The 23,421-nt window shown below is 62.5% G+C and carries 23 protein-coding genes; 15 read left to right on the top strand and 8 right to left on the bottom strand.

What is annotated here, in order from left to right; translation table 11 throughout:
- The first annotated feature begins 22 nt into the window (after positions 1–22).
- Positions 23–631: a hypothetical protein gene (locus tag AB0O81_RS03460; protein WP_363581268.1), complete on the top strand. Its 609-nt coding sequence runs from the start codon at positions 23–25 to the stop codon at positions 629–631.
- 10 nt (positions 632–641) lie between these two features.
- Here AB0O81_RS03460 and AB0O81_RS03455 read toward each other — a convergent pair whose 3' ends face one another.
- Positions 642–923 (bottom strand): DNA-binding protein, encoded by a 282-nt coding sequence (locus AB0O81_RS03455; RefSeq protein ID WP_363581266.1) that lies wholly within the window; start codon positions 921–923, stop codon positions 642–644.
- A gap of 99 nt (positions 924–1,022) precedes the next feature.
- Here AB0O81_RS03455 and AB0O81_RS03450 point away from each other — a divergent pair, with 99 nt between their 5' ends.
- Genes AB0O81_RS03450 through AB0O81_RS03440 form a run of 3 tightly spaced genes read left to right on the top strand, consistent with a single transcriptional unit; the run spans position 1,023 to position 4,407 of the window.
- Entirely contained in the window at positions 1,023–1,649 is a 627-nt protein-coding gene (locus tag AB0O81_RS03450) for an SAF domain-containing protein (RefSeq protein ID WP_363581264.1), read from the top strand.
- Positions 1,650–1,651: 2 nt separating this feature from the next.
- Positions 1,652–2,902, top strand: a complete 1,251-nt coding sequence (locus AB0O81_RS03445; RefSeq protein ID WP_363581262.1) for a P-loop NTPase — start codon at positions 1,652–1,654, stop codon at positions 2,900–2,902.
- Positions 2,903–2,925: 23 nt separating this feature from the next.
- On the top strand, positions 2,926–4,407 hold the full coding sequence (locus AB0O81_RS03440) for a histidine kinase N-terminal domain-containing protein (RefSeq protein ID WP_363581260.1): 1,482 nt from the start codon (positions 2,926–2,928) through the stop codon (positions 4,405–4,407).
- Positions 4,408–4,410: 3 nt separating this feature from the next.
- Here AB0O81_RS03440 and AB0O81_RS03435 read toward each other — a convergent pair whose 3' ends face one another.
- Positions 4,411–4,659, bottom strand: a complete 249-nt coding sequence (locus AB0O81_RS03435) for a WhiB family transcriptional regulator (protein ID WP_274647283.1) — start codon at positions 4,657–4,659, stop codon at positions 4,411–4,413.
- Positions 4,660–4,909: 250 nt separating this feature from the next.
- Here AB0O81_RS03435 and AB0O81_RS03430 point away from each other — a divergent pair, with 250 nt between their 5' ends.
- Entirely contained in the window at positions 4,910–5,302 is a 393-nt protein-coding gene (locus AB0O81_RS03430) for a histidine kinase (RefSeq protein ID WP_363581257.1), read from the top strand.
- On the opposite strand, the gene bcp is transcribed toward AB0O81_RS03430, so the two are convergent.
- The 3 genes from bcp to aroA are packed head-to-tail and all read right to left on the bottom strand — an operon-like array spanning position 5,299 to position 8,195.
- Positions 5,299–5,766, bottom strand: coding sequence for a thioredoxin-dependent thiol peroxidase (gene bcp / locus AB0O81_RS03425; RefSeq protein ID WP_363581255.1), 468 nt, complete (start codon positions 5,764–5,766; stop codon positions 5,299–5,301). The two genes, AB0O81_RS03430 and bcp, sit on opposite strands and share 4 nt — an antisense overlap.
- A 9-nt stretch (positions 5,767–5,775) precedes the next feature.
- Complete coding sequence (gene rsgA / locus AB0O81_RS03420) at positions 5,776–6,825, bottom strand: ribosome small subunit-dependent GTPase A (RefSeq protein WP_363581253.1); 1,050 nt, start codon at positions 6,823–6,825, stop codon at positions 5,776–5,778.
- Positions 6,822–8,195: a 3-phosphoshikimate 1-carboxyvinyltransferase gene (aroA, locus tag AB0O81_RS03415; protein ID WP_363581251.1), complete on the bottom strand. Its 1,374-nt coding sequence runs from the start codon at positions 8,193–8,195 to the stop codon at positions 6,822–6,824. The genes rsgA and aroA overlap by 4 nt, the downstream gene beginning before the upstream one ends.
- A 154-nt stretch (positions 8,196–8,349) precedes the next feature.
- Between aroA and AB0O81_RS03410 the strand changes: the two genes are divergently transcribed.
- A complete protein-coding gene (locus AB0O81_RS03410) occupies positions 8,350–8,946 on the top strand; it encodes a sigma-70 family RNA polymerase sigma factor (RefSeq protein ID WP_363581249.1) in 597 nt (198 codons plus the stop codon).
- Positions 8,943–9,185 carry a zf-HC2 domain-containing protein gene (locus AB0O81_RS03405; protein WP_363581247.1) on the top strand — a complete coding sequence of 81 codons (243 nt, stop codon included), beginning with the start codon at positions 8,943–8,945 and terminating at the stop codon, positions 9,183–9,185. The genes AB0O81_RS03410 and AB0O81_RS03405 overlap by 4 nt, the downstream gene beginning before the upstream one ends.
- 94 nt (positions 9,186–9,279) lie before the next feature.
- On the opposite strand, the gene AB0O81_RS03400 is transcribed toward AB0O81_RS03405, so the two are convergent.
- Positions 9,280–12,954, bottom strand: a complete 3,675-nt coding sequence (locus tag AB0O81_RS03400; protein ID WP_363581244.1) for a multifunctional oxoglutarate decarboxylase/oxoglutarate dehydrogenase thiamine pyrophosphate-binding subunit/dihydrolipoyllysine-residue succinyltransferase subunit — start codon at positions 12,952–12,954, stop codon at positions 9,280–9,282.
- 172 nt (positions 12,955–13,126) lie between these two features.
- Here AB0O81_RS03400 and AB0O81_RS03395 point away from each other — a divergent pair, with 172 nt between their 5' ends.
- The 8 genes from AB0O81_RS03395 (at position 13,127) to AB0O81_RS03360 (ending at position 21,694) form a co-directional block, all read left to right on the top strand.
- A complete protein-coding gene (locus AB0O81_RS03395; protein ID WP_363581242.1) occupies positions 13,127–14,578 on the top strand; it encodes a GuaB1 family IMP dehydrogenase-related protein in 1,452 nt (483 codons plus the stop codon).
- A gap of 118 nt (positions 14,579–14,696) precedes the next feature.
- Positions 14,697–16,025 carry a hemolysin family protein gene (locus AB0O81_RS03390; protein WP_363581765.1) on the top strand — a complete coding sequence of 443 codons (1,329 nt, stop codon included), beginning with the start codon at positions 14,697–14,699 and terminating at the stop codon, positions 16,023–16,025.
- The gene (locus AB0O81_RS03385; protein WP_363581240.1) at positions 16,022–17,083 is read left to right on the top strand and encodes a hemolysin family protein; all 1,062 of its coding nucleotides are present in this window, start codon (positions 16,022–16,024) and stop codon (positions 17,081–17,083) included. The genes AB0O81_RS03390 and AB0O81_RS03385 overlap by 4 nt, the downstream gene beginning before the upstream one ends.
- 64 nt (positions 17,084–17,147) lie before the next feature.
- A complete protein-coding gene (locus AB0O81_RS03380; RefSeq protein WP_363581238.1) occupies positions 17,148–17,978 on the top strand; it encodes an ADP/ATP-dependent (S)-NAD(P)H-hydrate dehydratase in 831 nt (276 codons plus the stop codon).
- 50 nt (positions 17,979–18,028) lie between these two features.
- Positions 18,029–19,249 carry a hypothetical protein gene (locus AB0O81_RS03375; protein WP_363581236.1) on the top strand — a complete coding sequence of 407 codons (1,221 nt, stop codon included), beginning with the start codon at positions 18,029–18,031 and terminating at the stop codon, positions 19,247–19,249.
- 14 nt (positions 19,250–19,263) lie between these two features.
- Positions 19,264–19,590 (top strand): thiamine-binding protein, encoded by a 327-nt coding sequence (locus tag AB0O81_RS03370; protein WP_363581234.1) that lies wholly within the window; start codon positions 19,264–19,266, stop codon positions 19,588–19,590.
- Positions 19,591–19,692: 102 nt separating this feature from the next.
- Complete coding sequence (locus AB0O81_RS03365; RefSeq protein ID WP_363581763.1) at positions 19,693–20,877, top strand: MFS transporter; 1,185 nt, start codon at positions 19,693–19,695, stop codon at positions 20,875–20,877.
- Positions 20,878–20,926: 49 nt separating this feature from the next.
- Positions 20,927–21,694: an NUDIX domain-containing protein gene (locus tag AB0O81_RS03360; protein ID WP_363581232.1), complete on the top strand. Its 768-nt coding sequence runs from the start codon at positions 20,927–20,929 to the stop codon at positions 21,692–21,694.
- On the opposite strand, the gene AB0O81_RS03355 is transcribed toward AB0O81_RS03360, so the two are convergent.
- Both AB0O81_RS03355 and AB0O81_RS03350 read right to left on the bottom strand, forming a co-directional pair.
- A complete protein-coding gene (locus AB0O81_RS03355; RefSeq protein WP_363581230.1) occupies positions 21,691–22,896 on the bottom strand; it encodes a homoserine O-acetyltransferase in 1,206 nt (401 codons plus the stop codon). The two genes, AB0O81_RS03360 and AB0O81_RS03355, sit on opposite strands and share 4 nt — an antisense overlap.
- Positions 22,897–22,970: 74 nt before the next feature.
- A complete protein-coding gene (locus AB0O81_RS03350; RefSeq protein ID WP_363581228.1) occupies positions 22,971–23,393 on the bottom strand; it encodes a hypothetical protein in 423 nt (140 codons plus the stop codon).
- Positions 23,394–23,421 lie beyond the last annotated feature (28 nt).

Genomic DNA, 23,421 nt, shown 5'->3' with positions numbered 1-23,421 from the left:
ATGCGTCGCCTACTCTCAGGATGTGCGTTGGGACCGCTTCTTTGACGATCTTGAAGATCAGCTTGCCTCCGAGTGGGAGGCCGAGCGTGCGGCGCTCGACACCGAAGCCGAGCGGCTGCGTCTTTCACAGGTCGTATTGCGCGATCGCCTGAGCGTGCTGGCATCTCGAGAACGCACAACCTCGACCCCGGCGTTCGAGATGTCTGACGGGTCGACACTGCACGCCGAGGTGTCAGGTGTCGGCGCGGACTGGGTTGCGCTCGAACCGACACAGCCCCGCGCCGGTGTCGTGCTGGCCCCGCTCGATGGCATCGCGACCGTGATGGCCCCCCATGTCGACGTCTTGCGCAGCGCGCGCCCGATCGCCGAGCGATCCGCGCTTCGCGACCGGGTCACGTTTGGTTTTGTGTTGCGTGATCTCGTGCGTCGACGCGTCGGCGTAGGGGTGACCCTCGCTGCTAGCGGACGTCAGCTCGCGGGTACGATCGATCGTGCTGGCGCCGATCACTTTGATCTCGCGCTGCACGACAGTGGGCAACCCCGCAGAGCCGCCGACGTCACGGGATATCGACTGGTGTCGTTTGCCGCGGTGTCTTGGATTCGGCTTGAGCCAGATGCTCCGTTGCTCTAGCAACGAGGGATCACTCGGATTGACGAATGATCCCGCCGCCCCAGAGCTCGGGAAAACTTGCAGCGTTCGACTGCCGCCACAACGCCATTCTGCGAGCTTCTTCGGCCTGATCATCGAGATAGCCACCCACACTTGCCTCGTCGATTCGCCAGCGCGGTGGTGTGCCCACCTGCATGCCGCGAATCTGGCCGCTCATGACGAGCGCCATGACTTCATCGACCGAAAGGCTGAGAAGCTCGCCAACCTGGGCCGGGGCGAGCAAGCGCACCTCAGGCATGGAGTTGTCGGGCATGCCCCCATTATGGCGGCGGCCTGTGGAAGCAGTGGGGAAGGGCACGCCCCTGTGGATAACCGAAGAGACAGATTTTCCCCGTGAGCGACGATGGACAGCATGACGGTCGCAGATCCAGTTCGCCCACCACGACGCAGAGCATGGGGCGATGCGCGATTCCTTCTCGGGGTCGTGCTTATCGTCGCATCCATTGCGGGAGTGTGGCTCGTTGTCGCAACCGCTCGGCAGACGGCTCCCGCTTTCGCAGCAACTCGCACCATCGTGCCCGGACAAGCCATCGCGGCTGACGACCTGCGCGTGGTCGAAGTCGCCCTCGGTCAGCTGGGCGACTCGTATGTGGCGCCCGACGAGTTGGCAGAGGGAGTAGTGGCCACTCGCACGATTATCGCGGGGGAGTTGCTACCGTCGTCTGCCGTTGCCGACCCCGTCACACTGAGCACGACAAGCGTTGTTATTCGCACGAGCGCTGATGTTCCTGCCTCTATCGATGAAGGCGTGACCGTGGAGCTATGGGCGGCGCCACTTCTGGAACGAGGCACGTACGACACCCCGAGGATTCTGGTGGCAGATGCGATTGTCGCCGCCATCACAAAAGACGAATCTGCGATTGGAGGCGGCTCTGCGGCACTCGAATTGGTGATCTCGCGAGCCGACGTCGCGGCGACTCTTGCCGCCATCGCCGATCAGTCCGCCCTCTCGGTGGTTTCCGCTGGAACAGCCTCGTGAGAGTGGTCGTTGCCGTCGATGGCGGTGGGGCACTGTCAGCGGGCCTCATTCGCGAGGGCTATGAAGTTATAGCGACGGCCGATTCGAGAGTGCTGGCCGAAATCGCTGGCGACACGCTGCTAGGAGACGAGTCAGAGGGCCTGTTGCGGGCTGTGTTGGCCGCAGACGCCGTGATCTTGGAGGTGCGGCGCGACTCGCTGACTGCCGAAGTGGTAGCCCTCTGCGATCGCGCAGCGACGCGTATTGTGCCGTTGTGTGCGCATGATGCTGACGAGAGAGTCGCTGCGGTCTTCGGTCTGGAACGATCTCTCGCTGCCGATGCATCTGCGCGCCTTGTCGCAGATGCTCTAGCGACTCAGCCGCAGAGCCCCGCGGAGCCCACCGACGCGCATGACACGCCTCGTGTGATCGCGGTGTGGGGTGCTGCGGGAGCCCCTGGCCGCTCGACGGTCGCTATCGAACTCGCGGCGGAGCTAGCCCGAGGGGGCAAGCACGTCGCGCTGGTGGATGCTGACGCTCACGCACCCTCGATCGCGTTGGCGCTGGGGATCGCCGATGAGGGCCCGGGGTTTGCTGCAGCCTGCAGGCAGGCAGAACTTGGCGGACTCGATGGGAAGGAACTCACGCGCATAAGCATCCCCCTCGGGAGCACTGGAGTTGATGTGCTTACCGGGCTGAACCGGCCATCGCGGTGGCCGGAGCTCAGCGAGAAACGGGTAGGAAAGGCGCTTGAGGTTTGCCGCAGCTGGGCGGACTTCACCGTCGTCGATGTCTCGTCATCGCTCGAACGCGACGAAGAGATCGTCAGTGACCTTGATGGGCCCCGCCGCAACGCCGCCACGCTTGCAGCCCTGCGTTCCGCAGACGTCGTTGTGGCCGTCGCCGGTGCCGATCCGGTCGGCATTTCACGGTTTCTGCGAGCGCATGCCGACCTTCGCGCGACCATCGGGGCCACGACCGTACGGGTGATTGCGAACAAGATCCGGCCGGGTGCGTTAGGAATCGACGCACGCGGACAGGTTCGCCGCACGCTGGAAAGGTTCGGTGGCATCAGAGATGTGTGGTTCTTGCCGCTAGATGCCAAAGCGGCGGATGCTGCCCTGCTTGCTTCTCGAACAATTGCCGAGCAATCTCCGAAGTCTTCGCTCGTGCTCGGGGTACGCCGTTTCGTTGGCGACTCGCTTGCGCCACCGCCAGTCACCGTTGCGGCATCGCGGCGTGTCACTCGGCGATACACCAAAACTGAAGCATGACGAACCCGCTCTAGGCTGGAGGTGTGTCGACCCTCAGTGATCTTGTTTACGCCCAAGGCCGTGCGAGCGAAGAAGACGTCGAGTGGCTGCATCGCCTTGCTGGCGATGGGCAGTTGCTTGCCGATCTCGCCTTCGCAGACATTGTGCTGTGGGTGCCCACGCCTGATGATTCGTTCGTCGCCGTGGCGCACACTCGGCCCGGGGGAGCCGCGACTTTGTTTTATCGCGACATCGTCGGCGGTCGGGTTCGCCCGCAATGGAACACGCAAGTGCGCGAAGCGTTTCAGACTGGTCGCATCGTCGATTCGGCATCTCCGGATTGGTTCGAAGAGACTCCCACTCGCGTGCGCGCAGTCCCGGTCGTGCGGGCACAGGGCACAGACGCCCCGCAGACTCTTGGCGTTGTGACTCGCCACACCAACCTCGGCGAGACCCGTACGCCCTCTCGACAGCAGATCACGTTCAACGATTGCGCCGACGATCTTTTCGGCATGGTGGCATCTGGTGAGTTCCCCGATATGGCTGCCCCGACCTCTCCGCGCAGGGGCGCTCCGCGAGCATCCGACGGACTCATTCGGCTTGATGTCGACGGCATTACGACGTTCGCGAGTCCGAACGCGCTATCGGCTTTCAACCGACTCGGCTTTGTCGATGAGCTCGAAGGTGAATCGCTTGTTGAAGTGGTGACCACGATCCTGCCGGATAAGCGGCAGTTCGATGAGTCGCTGCCGGTCGTGGTGACCGGGCGAGCACCTTGGCGCGCAGACATGGAGTCACGTGGCGTCACCGTGTCTTTGCGCACAATTCCGCTGCGTGATCATGGCACGCGCATCGGAGCGATCGTGTTGTGTCGCGACGTCACCGAGATACGCCACCAAGAGCAAGAACTGATCACCAAAGATGCGACGATCCGCGAAATCCACCATCGGGTCAAGAACAACCTGCAGACAGTCGCGTCACTGCTGCGCATTCAAGCGCGCCGCTCGCACTCCGAAGAGGCGCGTGAAGCGCTCACACATGCCATGCGGCGGGTCGCCGCCATCGCTGTTGTGCACGACACTCTGTCTGAGGGGTTGGCGCAGAACGTCGAGTTCGACGAAGTCTTCGCACGCGTGCTCAAACTGGTCGCAGAGGTTGCTGCGGCACCCAACACGCGGGCGCGCACGCGTTCATCAGGACGGTTTGGCACTTTGCCCAGTGAATACGCCACGCCGCTTGCGCTCGCGTTGACGGAGCTTGTCACCAACGCGGTCGAGCATGGCCTTGCCGGCCAAGAGGGTGATGTCGAGATTATTGCGGAGCGCAACGAAGAGAGGCTCGAAGTGCGGGTACGTGACACTGGCTCGGGGCTTCCAGAGGGTCAGGTAGGAAACGGTCTCGGCACGCAAATCGTTCGCACGCTGATTCAAGGTGAACTCAGCGGCACAATCGATTGGCACACATTGACCGGTAGCGGCACCGAAGTGACTATCGAGATACCGATGCGCTATATCGCGCAGCGGTAGGTGTCAGCTCGCGCGGCGAGCGCGGGCTGCGCGGCGCTTGAGAGCGCGGCGCTCGTCTTCTGATAAACCACCCCAGACGCCGGAATCTTGACCGGTTTCCAGCGCGTACTGGAGACAAACCTCGGTGACGGTGCACTTTGCGCAGACCGTTTTGGCCTTTTCAATCTGGTCGACAGCCGGGCCGGTGTTCCCTACGGGGAAAAACAGCTCGGGGTCGACAGTCAGGCAGGCGGCCTTATCGCGCCAATCCATGGTGGTGCTCCTTGATACGAGGGTGGGGTTGAGTGACGTGGGTATGGTTTCGGGTCCGATACCCTAAAAGAGTGCGAGAAAATGCTCGCCCCACGTCGCTGTGGGAGCACACGGCTTCGTCAATGCTCCCATAGGCGATATCGCGAATCAAGAGATGAACGCAGGGTTTCTGTCTGGTTACCTGAGTTTTCCCTTGACTCTGTGTCGGAATGACACAAGAGCACGCGGTTTTGCGGAAGGGAATTAGTGAATGTCTACAAGTAAGCGCGAGCGCTTCGCAGCCATTTTGGTGGGTCTTGAAGGCATTGTGGTTGCTGGTTTGGTTGCGTGGCAAGTGCTGGCACTGCTGTCAGGAGACACCGGGGTGCTGTCAACGGCCCTGGCTCTCGTCGTGCTCACCGCAGTGGGCGCCGCGGCGGTGCTGGCGTTCTCGGTAGCCATTTGGCGCGATGAGTCGTGGGGGCGATCCGGCGCAATAGTCACTCAGCTGCTCATTCTTGCCGTCGCCCTTGGCGCAGCCACTGGCGAGTTCGCACACCCCATCACGGCAGTAGCAATTGCTCTTCCCGCGGTACTGACGCTGGTGCTGCTGGTGTTAGCCGTTCGCTCCGCCGCCGTCAGAGAGCGTGGCGATTCACGCTAAACCTCGAGCGTCTTGCGCAGCCGTGCGACATGGCCGGTTGCGCGGATGTTGTAGAGCGCGTGGCTGACGAGACCGTCCTCGTCGATGACGAACGTGGAACGGATGACGCCCATGAAAGTCTTGCCGTAGTTCACTTTCTCTCCCCACACCCCATACGCATCGTGAATGCTGTGGTCGGGGTCGCTCAGCAGGTCGTATGTGAGGTTATCGCGCTCGCGAAAGCGTCGTAGCTTCTCAGGCTCGTCGCGCGAGATTCCGAGCAGTGTGTAGCCGGCGGCCTGCAAGGGCGCCAAACTGTCTCGAAAGTCACACGCTTCTGTCGTGCATCCTGGAGTCATCGCTTCGGGGTAGAAGAAGACGATCACGCGTTCTCCACGCATTGCATCTAGCGAAACGACAGCGCCATCTTGGTTTTTGAGAGCAAACGAGGGTGCGGTAGAGCCGACTTCAAGGCGATTGGTCACTGCACCAGACTACTTCTCTGCGAACGTCGCCAGCAGCCTTTGCAGCGAATCCAGACGCTCGGCGCCTCGATCACCGAGTCGTCCCGCTGCGACGGCGCCCGGCAGCGCGCAGTCGGGCGCAGTGACCAGGTGCGTGCATCCCCGCGGGCATTCGAGAGCGATCTCTGCAAGGTCGGTGAAAGCCCGCAGAATGTTGGTGGTGTCGACGTGTCCGAGCCCGAACGATCGCACTCCCGGGGTATCGATCACCCAGCCTGTCTTCTCGCCGTTCTGATAGCGCAGCGACACCGTGGAACTTGATGTGTGCCGGCCGCGACCAGTTACTTGATTGACGTGTCCGGTCGCACGATGTGCATCGGGGACAAGGGCGTTCACAAGCGTGGACTTGCCGACACCCGAATGGCCGACGAACACGGTGGAATGACCGACCAGTGCGTCACCGATGGCTTCCAACGGCATTCCGCCGGTGCTCATGCCGCTTGTGAAGACCTGAAGGTCGTCCAGTCCTTCGAAATGCCGAAGGAAGGCTGTCGGATCGGCGATGTCCGTTTTGGTGACGACAAGAAGCGGGCGCACGCCCGCGTCGAGTGCGGCGATGAGATAGCGATCAACGAGTCGTGCGCGCGGTTCGGGATCGGCCGCTGCGACGACCACGAGCATCCGATCCGCATTCGCGACGATCACCCGCTCAACTTGATCGGTGTCATCGGCGCTGCGTCGCAGCAGCGATGTGCGCTCCTCTATGCCGATGATGCGCGAGAGGGTGCCCTCGTCACCGGATCGGTCGCCTACGACGCGTGCGCGGTCTCCCGTGACGATCGGCATCTTGCGCAGTTCGCGTGCGCGAGTGGCCAACACCACACGCTCGTCGGGGCCGCCTTCGTCAGCGAGCACGGTGTATCGCCCACGGTCGACACCCAGCACACGCGCGATCTGCGCATCGGCGTGCGCGGGCCGTCTCTTGGTTCGAGGACGGTTGGCCTTGGGGTTGGGGCGGATGCGGATGCTGGACTCGTCGAACTCGAGCACGTCATCGTCGTCATCATCGAGCCAGCTCACAGTGAATGCATCGCCTCGGCACAGTCGTCGCGATCGCTGTCATCGAGCATCCGCTGCCAGATTTCAGGGAACTCTGGCATGGTCTTCGCCGTTGTACCGATGTCATCGACCTCGACGCCATCGACTGCGAGGCCGATAAGGGCACCGGTCGTTGCTAGCCGATGATCATGATGTGCGCGCCAATTGCCGCCGTGCAATGGCTGCGGCACGATGCGTATGCCGTCTTCGAGCTCATGCGCTTCGCCACCCAATCCGCGAAGCTCACCGATAAGCGCCGCGATGCGGTCCGTTTCATGGCCGCGAATGTGCCCGATGCCGTAGAGCGTTGTGGGGGCGTCAGCGAACGCGGCTAACGCAAAGATCGTCGGCGTCAACTCGCCAGCCGCTGAGAGGTCAAGGTCAACTCCGTGAATGCCGTTGCCCGCGGTCACAGTCAGCGCGCCGCCTCGGCGCACAACGCGTGCGCCCATCAGCGAAAGGATGTCAGAGAGCATGGCTCCGGGCTGTGTCGAATGAGCAGGCCAGCCGGTCACCGACACTGAGCCACCTGCAATCATTGCGGCCGCGAGGAACGGGGCGGCGTTCGAGAGGTCTGGCTCGATTGCGACATCTTTGCCGCGAATACTGCTCGCGGGCACGATCCACTCGCCGACCGCGGGGCGCTCGACATGAACGCCGCGGTGCGCGAGAGATTCCACCGTCATGTCAATGTGCGGAATGCTCGGCAGCCGCTCGCCGCAGTGCCGCAGATGCAGCCCTACGTCGAACCGAGGAGCAGCCAGAAGGAGCCCTGAGACGAACTGGCTCGATGCGCTGGCATCGATGGTGATCTCGCCGCCTCGCACGTGGCCGCGACCCCGCACCGTGAACGGAAGGGTCCAGCGCGCGCCATCGTCGATGTCAACACCGACATCTCGTAGCGCGGAGATCATGGCCCCCATCGGCCGGTGCAAGGCACTTTCGTGGGCGGTGAGCGTGACGTCGCCATGGGCGAAGCCCGCGAGAGCAGCCGCGAATCGCATGACGGTGCCCGCCTGACCTGAGTCGACGACGGTGTCGCCACGGAACGGCTTGGCGGGAGTCACGAGAAAATCATCCCCGTACAAGCCATCGCCACTCTCGAGCTCAATCTCCACACCGAGTGCGCGCAGCGCATCCACCATGCGGGCAGAGTCATCAGAGTGCAGCGGCGCAGTCAGTCGACTCGGAGAGTCGGCGAGCGCCGCGAGGATGAGCTCTCGGTTCGTGAGGGACTTCGACCCCGGCACGGTGACAGTGGCATTCAGCGGACCTGTCGCCGCGGGCGCGCGCCAATGACCGTTCCGTTTTGGAGCGGTCTGTGATTTGGGGGAATACCCGTCGACTGTCATCGCGTTCTACCCTACTGAACCGGTGACGCAACGCCGGGATCACGCGAGGAAGGACATCGAGTAGGTGATTGCAACTCTTGAGCATTCTGCCAATGAGGTGTCGGGCGACGCCTTCACCAGAAACACGCAAGACACCGCCGTAGACTTGCGCCTGATGACCGAGCAAGAGGATTCAGCGGCCGCGGCCCGACGACAGTTTGAAGAGCAGGCGTTGCCCTTCATGGACCAGTTGTATGCCGCTGGCATGCGCATGACCAGGAACCCGGCTGACGCTGCCGATCTCGTGCAAGAGACGTTCGTCAAGGCGTTCGCTTCTTGGAAGTCGTTTACGCAGGGGACGAATCTAAAAGCCTGGCTTTATCGGATTCTCACCAACACGTACATCAATACCTATCGCAAGAAGCAGCGTGAGCCGTACCAGGGCACGATTGACGAGCTGGAGGACTGGCAACTCGGCGGTGCGGAATCAACCACGGCGTCAACGACACGCTCAGCTGAAGCTGAAGCGATCGACCATATGCCAGCGTCCGTCGTAAAAGACGCGTTGCAGGCAATCCCGGAAGATTTCCGACTCGCGGTTTACCTCGCAGACGTTGAGGGATTCGCCTACCAAGAGATCGCCGAAATTATGAAGACCCCTATTGGCACAGTCATGAGCCGCCTGCATCGAGGCCGGCGAATGCTTCGTGATCTGCTTGCCGACTACGCAAAAGAGCGCGGCATCGAGTCCGCAACGAGGAGCGCGAAATGACCGATTGCGGCTGCGAAAAGGCGCGGCGTGACCTTGAGGAGTACCTCCGCAACGAGGTGTGCAAGACGCAACACAGCGACATTACCGAGCACCTGGAGCAATGCCCCGAGTGTCGAGATGAGGCGCTTGTCGCTCGCACGCTCACAGATGTGGTCGCTCGAGCGTGCAAAGAAGCGGCGCCCGAAGAGCTGCGTGACTTGGTGATGGCAAAGCTGCGCGAGGCGCAGGCGAGTCACTAGCGATCGCAGAGCGCAGCGGGTTTCGACCCGGCTGCCAACTGCTGAGGGTCCAAGATGCGATTGCATCTTGGACCCTCAGCAGTTGCGAACTCACTCAGCTAATGGTGAGTGCCTTCTTCATGATCTCGGCGTGTTCTGCCGCGTGAACCTTCGGCGAGCCGGTGGCCGTTGACGCGGCGGCGGCACGGGAGACGCGACGGATGGTGCGCCCCCGCATGTGCTTTGCGAGCTCAAGCGCCACGAAGGGCCACGGGCCTTGATTCTCTGGCTCGTCCTGCACCCAGACCAATTCAGCATTTGGGTAAAGTTCGACAACCCGGTTCAGATCGACCGCAGGGGTCGGGTAGAACTGCTCGAGACGCACAAGTGCGACTTCTGGGTTCGGGTTCTTGTCAAGCTCTGCCCGGAGGTCCCAGTGGATCTTGCCGGAGTGAAGCAAAACCCGCTTGACTGCGTTGCGGTCGAGGTCACGGTTATCGTCGAGAACGGGCTCGAAAGTGCCGGTGAGGAAGTCATCCACGGGACTGGTGGCACCGCGAAGTCGAAGCATCGCTTTCGGCGTGAACACGACCATCGGGCGGCGCGGACGTGAGTAGGCCTGACGACGCAACAGGTGGAAGTACGATGCCGGCGTCGACGGACGAGCGACCACCATGTTGTCTTGTGCGCACATCTGCAGATACCTCTCAATACGCGCGGACGAGTGGTCTGGCCCCTGGCCTTCGTAGCCGTGGGGCAGAAGCAACACGACACTCGACTGCTGGCCCCACTTCTGATCAGCCGATGAAATGAACTCATCGATGATCGACTGCGCGCCGTTCGCGAAGTCGCCGAACTGTGCTTCCCAGAGCACGAGAGCATCTGCACGCTCTACCGAGTAGCCATACTCGAAGCCCATTGCGGCGTACTCGCTGAGTAGCGAGTCATACACCCAGAAACGTCCCTGATCGTCATTCAGGTTCGACAGCGGAATCCATTCTTGGCCGTTTGCCCGGTCATGAAGCACCGCGTGGCGCTGCACAAAGGTTCCCCTGCGTACGTCCTGTCCAGCCAATCGCACGTTCGTCTTCTCGAGCAGAAGAGATCCGAACGCGAGAAGCTCGCCGAACGCCCAGTCGATGTTTCCATTGCGGCTCATATCGGCCCGCTTGTTGAGCAACTGCTGCAACTTTGTGTGCACGGTGAAGCCATCAGGCTTGTTGACGAAGGCATCGCCGATCAGCTGAACAACCTCACGGCTCACTCCGGTGATGTCCGGCGTGCCGACAACGGGCTCTTCGATCGCGTCGACCTCGATGACGTTCGATGTGCCGGTCTCTGCCGCGTGCGTTTCTGCGAAAGCGATCTCGAGGCGGTTCTGGAAGTCCCGCTTGGCCTGCTCGTACTCTTCTTCGGTGATGTCACCGCGGCCGACGAGCGCCTCAGTGTAGAGGCGGCGAACCGAACGCTTGGCTTCGATGAGGTTGGTCATCAGCGGCTGGGTCATCGAGGGGTCATCGCCCTCGTTGTGCCCGCGTCGGCGGTAGCAGACGAGATCGATCACAATATCGCGGTGGAACTTCTCGCGATAGGCGAATGCAAGCTGTGCTGCGCGGTTGACCGCTTCGGGGTCATCACCGTTCACGTGAAGGATGGGAGCCTGGATGGTTTTCGCGACGTCCGTTGAGTAGATCGACGAGCGACCGTCTTGCGGCGTAGTCGTGAAGCCGACCTGATTGTTGACGACGACGTGGATGGTTCCACCGGTGCGGTAGCCCCGCAACTGCGACATCTGCAGCGTCTCGACGACGACACCCTGACCGGCAAAGGCTGCGTCACCGTGCACCAGAATCGGCAGCCACGAGAACGTGCCAATTGGCTTGCGGTCTTGCTTGGCGCGAACAATGCCCTCGAGAACGCCATCGACGGTCTCAAGGTGTGAGGGGTTGGCAGCGAGGTAGACCGGAAGCTCTTTGCCGCGGTCGTCGACGAACGTGCCCTCGGTGCCGAGGTGGTATTTCACGTCACCGGAGCCCCGCTTGGAGCCGACCGCGACGGCACCTTCGAACTCGCGGAAGACCTGTCCGTACGTCTTGCCGGCGATGTTGGTGAGTACGTTCAGGCGGCCGCGGTGGGCCATGCCGATGGCGGCGCCGTCGAGGCCTGCTTCGGCTGCGCCCTGCAGAATCTCGTCGAGCAATGGAATCAGCGATTCGCCGCCTTCGAGGCTGAACCGCTTCTGGCCGACGTACTTGGTCTGCAAGAACGTTTCGAACGCCTCAGCCTGGTTGAGCTTGTCGAGAATGCGCATCTGCTCGTCATGGACGGGCTTCTGGTACTTCACTTCGAGCAGTTGCTGGAACCAGCGGCGCTGTTCAGGATCTTGGATGTGCATGTACTCGATGCCCGTCGTGCGGCAGTACGAGTCGCGCAGCACGCCTAAAACCTCCCGCAACTTCATCACGCGTCGACCGCCGAAGCCGCCGGTGACGAATTCACGATCGAGATCCCAGAAGGTGAGTCCGTGTTCCTCGATCTCGAGGTCGGGGTGCGTGCGTTGCATGTACTCGAGGGGATCGGTGTCGGCCATCATATGACCGCGCACGCGGAACGAGTTGATCAGCTCTTGCACACGAGCCTGCTTGTCGACGCGCTCTGCGAGGTCGACGTTGATGTCGGCAGCCCAGTGAATAGGTGCATAGGGAATGCGCAGTGCCGCGAAAATGTCGTCGTAGAAACCGCGCTGGCCGATAAGAAGTTCGTGAACCTTCTTGAGGAACTCGCCCGAGCCGGCGCCCTGGATCACTCGGTGATCATAGGTGCTGGTCAGCGTGATCGTCTTGCCAATCGCCAACTCGCTGAGCGTCTTATCACTCGCGCCTTGGAATTCCGCCGGATACTCAAGCGCGCCTGCGCCGACGATGCAACCCTGCCCCTTCATCAGACGGGGCACCGAGTGCACGGTGCCAATTCCGCCGGGGTTTGTCAGGGAAAGTGTGGTGCCCTGGAAGTCCGCTCCAGTGAGTTTGCCGGCGCGGGCGCGAACCACCAGGTCTTCGTACGAAGACAGGTACTCCTCGAACGACAGCGAGTCGGCGCGTTTGATGCTCGGCACCATGAGCGCACGCGTGCCGTCAGGCTTGGGCAGGTCGATAGCGATACCGAGGTTTATGTGCGCTGGCGCGACAACCGAGGGCTTGCCGTCGATCTCTGCGTAGAACACATTCTGGCTCGGAAACTCCTTGAGCGCCTGAATGAGCGCCCACCCGATGAGGTGCGTGAAGCTGATCTTGCCACCGCGAGTGCGTGACATGTGGTTGTTGATCACGATGCGGTTGTCGATCATCAACTTCGCCGGCACGGTGCGCACGCTGGTGGCGGTAGGAACGGTGAGCGACTCGTCCATGTTCGACGCGAGGGCCTTCGGCATTCCACGAAGTACGGTGACCTTGTCTTCGACGGGCTCATCTGCCACGACTGGCGCAGCCTTGGGCGCCTGTGCGGGCACCGGCTGCGGTGAAGCAGGTCGGGCGGTCGTGCGCGCGACTGGCTGTGCGCCGATCACGGGGATCGGAGCGGTCACCGGGTGCGCGTCACTCGAAGCTGGTTGCGTCGGGCTAGGGGGCGCGTCTGCCGTCACGGGGTGGTAGGCCTCAAGCACTGGCCACCAAGCCTTGTCAACCGAGTTCTTGTCGACTTTGAACTGTTCATACAGTTCATCGACGAGCCATTCGTTGGCCCCGAACTCTCCCTCGCTCGAAACTCCGACGCCCGACACCTGGCTGGACACGCTCGATTGCCTGCTTTCATCGATGAAGAATGAATCGCACGGGACGTAGAGCCCTCGCACGCGTCTGTTAAGCGTAGCCCAGTATCTGGATCAGGTATGGGCATCAGCGATGGGGTGGCTGTAAAGATCCTGGGCGCGCACATCTACGTCAGTGGGTCAGTAGCGTTGAGGCATGGAGTTCTACGGAGATGCACCCGCTGTCGATCTGACCTATTCAGATGTCTTCCTTGTTCCGCGACGCTCGTCGGTGACCAGTCGTCTCGACGTTGACCTGTCACCGGGCGACGGCTCGACTGCCACGATTCCGCTCGTTTCAGCGAACATGAACTCCGTCACCGGCTCCCGCCTGTCGGCGACCCTCGCTCGAAGAGGCGGCCTGGGAGTGCTGCCCCAAGACATGGCGCTGCAAGACCTTGACGCAGCCATTCGCTGGGTCAAAGCACAGCCCGTCGTTTGGGATACCCCTCTCGTGCTGCCGCCGCACGCCACGGTTGCCGAGGCATCGCTGCTTCTTCCGGCTACCGAGGGCTATGGAATCGTTGTCGCCGAGAACGACGACCTGACGATCGCGGATGTACTGGGCATTGTTCCGGCCAGCAGGCTCGGTACCGCGCTTCCTGACGCACGATTGGGAGATCTTGCTCGCGGTCGAGTCACCGCTCTCGATGCGCACGACATCGAGAGCGCTCGTCACGCGTTCGATGTGATTGTCGCCGCTGGCGTCGAGATGGTGTGCGTTGTCGACCACGGTCGGGTGGTCGGCACCCTGTCAAAGCGCAGCGCATTGCGCTCTACGCTCTATCGGCCGGCAATCGACTCGTCGGGTCGTCTTATCGTTGCTGCCGCCGTCGGGATCAACGGCGACGTGGCGGCAAAGGCGAAAGCGCTCGTGGCGGCCGGCGTCGATGTGCTTGTCGTCGATACCGCCCACGGGCATCAAGAGGGTATGTTGCGCGCGCTGGGCACCGTAGCAAGCCTGGATCTGGGCATTCCCATTGCAGCGGGAAACATTGTCACCGCGGAGGGTGTGGACGATCTTGTCAGCGCCGGAGCCACGATCCTGAAGGTAGGAGTCGGGCCGGGAGCTATGTGCACGACCCGCATGATGACAGCGGTGGGGCGACCGCAGTTTTCTGCCGTGCTCGAAACCGCCGAGGCGGCGCGTGCTCATGGCGCGCACGTGTGGGCCGACGGGGGAGTGCGCTATCCGAGAGACGTCGCGCTTGCGCTTGCAGCGGGAGCAGCATCGGTCATGATCGGGTCATGGTTCGCCGGAACGATCGAGGCGCCGGGACAATTGCAGACGGAAAAAGATGGCCGCGTCTATAAAGAATCGTGGGGCATGGCGTCGACGAAGGCCGTGCACGACCGCTTCGGGCGTCTAGACCCCTACGACCTCGCCCGCAAGGAATTGTTCGCCGAAGGCATTTCCTCGTCGAAGATCTACCTTGACCCGCAGCGGCCAGGCGTGGAGGATCTGGTCGACATGATCACCTCTGGCGTTCGGTCATCGTTCACCTATGCCGGCGCAGCGACCGTTCCGGAGTTTCGTGAACGAGCGCGGGTGGGATTGCAGTCAGCGGCCGGGTATGACGAGGGCAAGGCACTACCGGTCAGTTGGTGACAAACGAGGAGTCGAAACGTCTGCGCCTGCTTTAGGATATGAGGACGATGGACGACCCTCCCAGTTGTAGACGCTTGCCCCACCGACCCGCCTCCGCACTGAATGGGGGTGATGCGTGATGGACTACGTCATGCTGGGCGTGGGGCTGCTGCTCACTATCGGAACCGGCCTATTCGTCGCTTCTGAATTCGCGCTGGTCAATCTTGATCGCGCCGATCTCGAAGCTCGTCGCGACGCGGGTGAGACCCGGCTTGCGCTGACCATCAGCGCGCTGAGGATCACATCAACTCACCTTTCCAGCGCGCAGCTGGGGATCACGCTGACGACGCTGCTCACCGGTTACACGATGGAACCTGCCATCTCGAACCTGCTGACACCGGTCTTCGAAGCGTGGAACCTGCCGTCAGGACTTATCTCACCTCTTGCCGTCGTCATCGCGATCACGCTCGCCACGGTCTTCTCAATGATTATCGGCGAGCTCGTGCCTAAGAACTTCGCGCTCGCCGTTCCTCGTCAGACCGCCAAGCTCGTGATTCCATTTCAGGTGGCGTTCACCGCCGTATTCAAACCCGCGATTGTGGTGCTCAACGGCAGTGCGAACGGCGTACTGCGCGCGATGGGCATTGAGCCCAAAGAAGAGCTGTCGGGTGCGCGCAGCGCGGAGGAACTCTCAAGCCTCGTGCGCCGATCAGCACTGGCTGGCGTTCTCGAAGAAGACACCGCCTCACTGCTCAACCGCACCCTCACCTTCGCCCGCCATACGGCCGCCGACGTCATGACGCCGCGCCCCAGCATCCATGCTCTCGCGGCGGACGACTCCGCTGAAGCGGTCATTCAGCTTGCGCGACGCACCGGTCACAGCCGCTTTCCGGTGTATGACGAATCAATGGACGACATCACCGGTGTCGTGCATCTCAAAGCCGCGGTCAGCGTGCCTCGCGAGCGTCGAAGTGACGTTCCTGCTGCTGCGCTGGCCACCGATCCGCTTCGCATTCCTGAAGCAGTCCACCTTGACGTGCTGATGTCAGAGCTGCGAGCCAAGGGATATCAGATGGCGATCGTGGTCGACGAGTACGGCGGCACAGCCGGTGTTGTGACGCTCGAAGACCTCGTAGAAGAGATCGTGGGTGAAGTTCTTGACGAGCACGACCGTCGCCGCGCGGGCGTAGTGCGCGCCGAAGGCAACGTCGTCTTTCCTGGCGAGCTTCGACCGGACGAGGTGCTCGACCGCACCGGTATTCGAATTCCTGAAGGTGACGTGTATGACACCGTCGGTGGCTACATTATGAGTCTCCTCGAGCGCATTCCCCGTGTCGGCGACACGGTCGACATCGAAGACGGTCAACTCGAGGTGCTGCGCATGGATGGTCGCCGCGTCGACCGTGTGCGCTTTACCGGGATAGCCCTGCCGGCCGAAACTGCTGCGGCGGAGGGGAGCGAGCGATGAGCGACTGGGCAGGAATTGCATGGCTCGTTGTCCTTCTGATTTTCAACGCCTTCTTCGTTGGTGCGGAGTTCGCCGTGATCTCGGCGCGACGCTCTCAGATCGAACCGCTCGCTGAGAAAGGCTCACGCTCGGCCAAGACCGCGCTCTACGCCATGGAGCACGCCACCCTGATGCTGGCCACAAGTCAGCTCGGGATCACCATTTGCTCGCTGCTCATCTTGAACGTGTCTGAACCCGCGATTCATCATCTGCTCGCAGAGCCACTCGGACTCACCGGATGGGCTGAGGGCGTCGTCGACGCCGTGGCATTCTTCATCGCACTCTTGGTGGTGTCGTACCTGCACGTGGTGTTCGGTGAGATGGTGCCGAAGAACCTCGCGTTCTCGGTGCCCGATCGTGCCGTTCTGATGTTGGCTACGCCACTCGTATGGTCGTCGAAGCTGTTCTACCCGGTGATCGTCACCCTGAACTGGATCGCCAACCACGTTGTGCGTCTGTTCGGCGTCGAGCCCAAGAACGAAGCAGCATCCACCTTCACGCTCGAAGAAGTCGCGACAATCGTCAATCAGTCGCGCATCGAGGGCGTACTCGATGATTCCTCGGGAGCTGTGGCAGCTGCGGTTGAGTTCACCGACAAGAAAGCGATTCAGGTCGCGGTGCCACTCGCGCAGCTGGTCACGCTCAAGCACACCACCACGCCGCATGAAATAGAGCGGGCTGTGGCCAAGCACGGCTTCTCGCGATATGTGATCGTGGACGACAACGACGATCCCATCGGCTATGTGCATCTGAAAGACATCCTCCGCGCGGCGGAAGGCCGTCATGCGGTCACTGATGTTGCCACACCGATTCCGTCAAAGCGCATTCACCACATGGTGCCGGTTCTTGAAACCACAGACCTTGAAGATGCGCTTGCGTCGATGCGCCAAGCCGGGCGTCACCTCGCTCGCGTCTGCAACCTCGACGGTGACACCACGGCAGTGCTGTTCCTTGAGGACATCATCGAAGAGCTGATCGGCGAGGTGCAGGATGCGACGAGACGCGGTCTGCGCCGCTGATTCAACCCAGCGAGCTCGGTCGTCGCCTCCCTCGGCGGAGGCGCTCCGCGAGTAGGGTGGCGCCATGGATGGCACGTGGACTGTGAACGATGTGGCGCGCAACGTCAGGATGCCTTCTGCCGCCGACGATAAGTACTCCCGCGGCGTGGTGGGGATGCGCACGGGATCAGAGGGCTTTCCGGGCGCAGCCGTCCTCGGCGTCGAGGCGGCGTGGCGAACCGGCGTGGGCATGGTGCGCTACCTCGGGCCGCAGTCTGCGCACTCGCTGGTGCTCGCACGTCGGCCAGAGACGGTGATCTCAGACGGGCGCGTGCAGTCATGGGTGGTGGGATCGGGTATCGATGTTGCCGCCCGCGGCCGCGGCGAGACGCATGCTCTGCGCACCATCTTGTCGGGCGAGCAACCCGTAGTCGTTGACGCGGGTGCGCTCGATCTGGCGCGAGAAGCCACCACCATGGTCGTGGTGACGCCCCACGATTGCGAGCATGCTCGAATGCGCGAAGCGCTTGGCCTCCAAGCTCTCAGCGATCGTGCCAGTTCCGCCCGCGAGACAGCACGTGCGCTCAATGCGGTGGTGCTTCTCAAGGGCTCGGTCACCCTCGTGGCTTCGCCTGACGGGCAGTTGCTCAGGATTGATGCGCCCACCGCATGGCTCGCCACAGCGGGCACCGGCGATGTGCTGGCTGGAATTGTGGGAGCCCTCGTGGCCGCGGCAGTTGCGGCGGGGAATGTGAAAGATCTGGCCGCTCTCGCCGACATCGCCGCCAGCGCGGCCTGGCTTCACGGCCGTGCTGCCGAGTTCGCGTCGTCGCAGTTCGGCGGCGGCCCCATCGCGGCGTTGGACGTCGCACAAGCGTTGCCGCACGTCGTGGCAGAAGCGCTCGCATCACGCTGAGGAGACTTGCCTGGCCAAGTGACGTCCCATCGCGCGCCTAGGATGGCAGGGTGTCTACGCGGGCAGGGCTGTGGGTTTCGTTCGTATTGGTGCACGTCATCGTCGCGGCTCTCGGCTTTCTCTGGCCGAGTCAACCCATGGGCGACGTGTACTTCGTGTACGAACCGTGGTCGCTGAACGCCCTTGACGGCGGATCAATTGTCGGAATCACTGAGGCATGGGTTTACCCGCAGTGGGCCTTGCTGCCCATGGTGCTCGCTCATGGGTTCGAATGGATCGCTGGCTACGAGGTTGCCTGGGCGTTGCTGGTCACGCTCGCAGATGCCCTCGCTTTTGCGCTATTGGCAGGAAACGCTCGCTCTCGCGGGCGCGTCACCGCCGCGTCATTCTGGCTTGCATTCATTCTGCTGCTCGGGCCGGTGGGAATGTATCGCCTCGACGCCATCACCGTGCCGTTGGCGATCGCGGGATGTCTGTGGCTGGTCGGTCGGCCTGCGTTGGCTTCGATCTTGCTCGCGATCGCCACCTGGATGAAGGTATGGCCAGCCGCCCTGCTGGCAGCTGCTGTGATCGTGCTGCGTAGCCGAATGACGATAATTGCCGGTGCCCTCGTGGTCACCGGGGCTACCATCATCGTCATCGTGGTGGGTGGCGGCAGCTCGTTTGTGTTCGGGTTCGTTGCGGGCCAGACAGAGCGCGGCCTTCAGCTTGAGGCTCCCGTAAGTGCGTACTACCTATGGCGGGCTGTCGCTGGCATCGAAGGTTCATTCATCTTCTACGACCCGACGATTCTGACGTTCCAGGTGACCGGTCCGCACGTAGACGCGGTGATTGCAGTGATGACTCCACTGTTGGCGATTGCCGCGCTGGCCGTGGCGGCGCTAGGCGCGTTCAAGGCATGGCGCGGTGCGAGCTTCGCCGCCCTGTTCGCCCCGCTTGCGCTTGCGCTCGTGCTGACGTTCTGGGCGGTGAACAAGGTGGGGTCGCCACAGTTCCTCACCTGGATTATCGCGCCGATCGCGCTGGGGCTCGTGATCAATCGACGCCGCTGGCTCGGTATCGCGATCACCGGTCTGGCGGCAGCTGGCCTCACACAGCTCGTTTATCCGTTGCTGTACGACAAGCTACTGATTGCTGCCCCGATCGCCGCCGCCGCGCTGACTGCGCGCAACGCGCTGATGCTCTCACTCTTAGTCTGGTCGATCGTTCTCGTTGTGCGCGTGCCCGTAGCTGCGAAGCGCAGGCTCGCTTTCTCACCACTCCAATCCTGAACCTGGAGGTTCTCATGCTCGTTGCTTTCTCAGTCTCCCCCGCCGGAACCGGCAATGCCGACGGCTCGGTGCACGATGCGGTGGCAGCTGCCGTTGCCGTGGTACGAGACAGCGGTTTGCCCCACCGCACGACTTCGATGTTCACCGAGATCGAGGGGGAGTGGGACGAGGTCTTTGCGGTGGTCAAGCGAGCAACAGAGGCCGTGCAGACCTTTGGATCCCGTGTCTCGCTGGTATTGAAAGCCGATATTCGTCCCGGCTACTCGGGCGAGCTCGACGCGAAGATCGATCGGTTGGAAGCAGCCATCGACGCGCGCGCGAGCAGTGAAAACGACCTCTAGCGGCGCGCCTCTACCACGACTCGAATCGATTCGACACTCGGGTCGTTCTCGCGCTATTCTGGCGCTGTGACCTCCTCGACTTCAGCTTCGAGGGGTGCGGCGATGTGGGCGCTCCTCTCTCTCGCCGTGGGCAGTTTCGGCATCGGCATGACCGAGTTCGTCGTGATGGGCTTGCTGCCAGACATCGCCGCAGATCTGCTGCCTGACATGTGGGCAGCCAATCCTGAGCAGGCGATTGCGCAGGCTGGCTGGCTCATCTCGCTGTACGCGCTCGGCGTTGTGATCGGTGCGCCCACGATCGCGGGAAGCGTCGCCAAGTTCCCGCGCCATCGAGTGATGATCGTGTTGGCACTCGCACTCACAGTCTTCAACGCGCTGACCTTCATTCTTCCGACGTTTGAGCTGGTCGCAGCATCCCGTTTTCTGGCCGGCTTGCCACACGGCGCCTACTTTGGAATCGGTGCGCTGGTCGCGGCTGATGTGATGGGTCCGGGCAACCGGGCAAAGGGTGTGGCATTCGTCCTGACGGGGCTCACGCTCGCGAATGTGGTCGGGGTTCCGCTGGGAACCTATCTCGGGCAACAGGTCGGATGGCGTTCGGCATTCATGGTCGTCGCCGCAATCTTCGCTGCGGCAACTGTGCTCATCGGCTTCTTTGTTCCCGCGCATCCGGGTGAACCCGGCCGCACATTTCTGCAGGAGCTCGGAGTGTTCAAAAGCGGGCAGGTATGGCTCGCGCTCGCTGTCGGCTCGATCGGGTTTGGTGGGTTCTTCGCGGTCTATAGCTACGTCGCACCCGTAGTCACCGAAGTCACCGGCTCGGCCGAATGGGTGGTGCCCATCGTGCTGGTGCTGATGGGTATCGGCATGACGATTGGCAACCTCGTGGGCGGACACCTCGCTGACGTGTCGTTGCGGCGCACGCTCATTGGTGGCTTCATCGCCCTTATCGTTGTGCTCGCACTTTTGGCTCTGACCGCAGAGTGGCTGTGGGCGTTCGGCTTTTTCGTCTTCGCCACTGGTTTTGTCGCAGCCGGGCTCAGCCCGACGATCCAGACCCGCCTCATGGATGTGGCAGGTGATAATCAGTCGATCGCTGCTGCTCTCAACCATTCCGCGCTCAACATCGGTAACAGCATGGGCGCGCTGCTGGGCGGCGCGGTGATTGCGCTCGGATGGGGCTATGTTGCGCCCGCGTGGGTGGGCGTGATGCTCGCCGTGGGCGGACTCGCCGTGGCGGTGCTCAGCTTGGCCTCCGATCGTAGCCAGCAACCCGTCCCGGCGTGAGACGCTCTGGCTGAGCACGCATCGGTTCGAGCAGGCATACGCTGAGGCTATGCCGCAATCAAAGACGCCTGCAGATTCGACCTTTGCCGCCCTCGCAGCGACTCTGGGCGACGCGTTGCCGCGGCAACCCGAGGATGCGTCGGACCCCACCACCCCGGTAGCCGCCACGGTGGTCATGGTGCGCGATAGCGATGACGGGCCTGAAATCCTGCTGATCGAGCGGCCTGATCGCGGCTCATTCGCCGGCGCGTGGGTATTTCCTGGCGGCAAACTTGAAACTGGCGACCACCGAGCAGGCGACGAGGGCGAAGAGCTGCCTGCTCGCCGAGCGGGTACGCGTGAAACGTTCGAAGAAACGGGTCTCATCGTCGATCCGGCCTCGTTGGTTGCGCTCTCGACCTGGGATCCGCCGCCCGGCCTTCCACTGCGCATTCGCACCTGGTTCTTCGTCGCTCATGCGCACGAGGGCACCATCACTCTCGCCGCCGACGAAGCCGTTGCCTCAGCGTGGCTTCGCCCACTCGAGATGCTTGAGCGGCATCGTAACGGTGAGGTTACCCTGTACCCGCCGACGTGGATAACTCTGCATACCCTCGCCCATCACCCCGATGCGAACTCTCTGGTCACGGCTACCCGACTGGCTGGAGTGCAGCAGTTCGAGACGATCGCGCGGCGCGGTGACGACGGACCCATCATGCTGTGGCAGGAAGACGCTGAGTATCACGGGGATGCTGCACCGGCAGCATCCCGAGCTCGACACCGAATCACGCTGGGAGCCTTGCCGTGGGTCTATACGCGAGAAGTGGACGAGGCCTAGGTCTCAAGGAGGCGACGCAGATGCATCGCCACGGCTGGCGTTTCAATCAAGAAGCCGTCGTGCCCAAAATCGCTTGACAGCACCACGGCGCGGTCGCCGTCGAGGGTGTTCGGGATGCTGCGCGCGATGCGATGCTGCCCGTCGATCGGGAACAGTCGGTCGCTGTCGATTCCGAGCACAAGCGCGGTAGCGGTGACTCTGGCGAGTGCTTCTTCGATGCCGCCGCGATCTCGACCCACGTCGTGCGAGTTCATTGCCTCGACGACAGTGATATAGCTGTTCGCATCGAATCGACGAGTGAATTTGTTGCCGTGAAAATCGAGGTAAGACTCAACGGCGAAGCGCCCACCGTGGCCCAGTGGGCTCACGCCAGACTGCCATGACCGTTGAAAACGCTGGTTGAGTTCGGTGGGGGAACGATAGTTGAGCAGCGCCATGCGCCGGGCGAGTGCGAGCCCTCGAGTGGGGCCATCGCCGTCAGCGGCGTCGTAGTACTCGCCGCCCTGAAACCGAGGGTCGATACGGATAGCTTCGATCTGCACCGAGTTGAGGGCGATCTGGTCGGCAGTGTTCATCGGCGGGGCAGACAGCACCGCAAGTCGTGCGACGCGCTCGGGCATGCCGGTCGCCCACTCGAGCGCGTGCATGCCGCCCATCGATCCGCCTACGACCGCCGCCCACACATCGACGCCGAGCTGGTCAGCGAGCTGGGCTTGCGCGGTAACCTGGTCGCGGATAGTGAGGAACGGAAAACGAGCCGCCCATTCGTAGCCAGAGGGTGCGATGCTCGCGGGCCCCGTTGAGCCCTGACAGCCGCCGAGCATATTGGGAGCGATGACGAACCAGCGGTCGGTATCGATCGCCGAGCCAGGGCCGACAATATCCTCCCACCACCCCGAGGTAGCGTGGCCCGGGCCAGCGGGACCACTGACGTGCGAGTCGCCGGTGAGTGCGTGCAGCACCAACACGGCGTTGTCTCGCGCTTCGTTGAGTGTTCCCCAGGTTTCGTATGCGAGGCGAAACGACGGCAATACTCCGCCGCTTTCGGTGTGGAACTCTCCGAACGAGGCGAACTGTCGCTCTCCCGCCGGGTCGCCGTCGCGCCACGCACCCGTGGCGGGCGGTCGCCCCAGCAAGAATCGCGCATCGGCCTCGGTGACGGGCGCCGATGGCACGGTGTCTTCGGACGTCTGCCAATCCATTCGTCCATTCTCTCGTGTTCACGAGACCTCGACGAACTGTTACGCCGTAGCGGCTCAGCCGCGGGTGATCAGGCCTAGGAGAAGTCTTGTCCACCCAGGTATTCGACGTCTGGGTCGAGGCTCGTGCCGCTGATGACGCAGGTCGTTCTCAGCCCCACAGACTCGTCGTTTGAGAGGAAGCCAACATAGACCAGCCAGCTGCCATCGTCTTGGGAGGTCACGCTGTCATCGGCGTACTCCATCGCGATGAAGTAGTCGCTGGGCACGTCGGTCTCTGACACGGCGACGCACAGAGACCACGCGTCGTAGGCGCTGATCGGCTCTTCTGATTCTTGGATCTCGCCGAAGTCGACGTCGTCGGCAACTGCCGCTTCAGGGGTTGCGGTCACGGTGACCGTGACAGTGGGTGCGGGTTCGGCATCCGTGGCGGAAGAACACGCGGTGAAAAGTGCTGCCGCGGCGACGAGCGCAGTGGCTGTGGTGGTTCGGCGGATCATGAGTTGAGTCATTGTGGCCCCCAAGGCA

Source organism: Microbacterium sp. NPDC076911 (assembly GCF_040687125.1).
GTDB lineage: Bacteria > Actinomycetota > Actinomycetes > Actinomycetales > Microbacteriaceae > Microbacterium.
The sequence above is the reverse complement of the archived record's forward strand: the minus strand, read 5'-3'. Positions and strand labels throughout refer to the sequence as shown.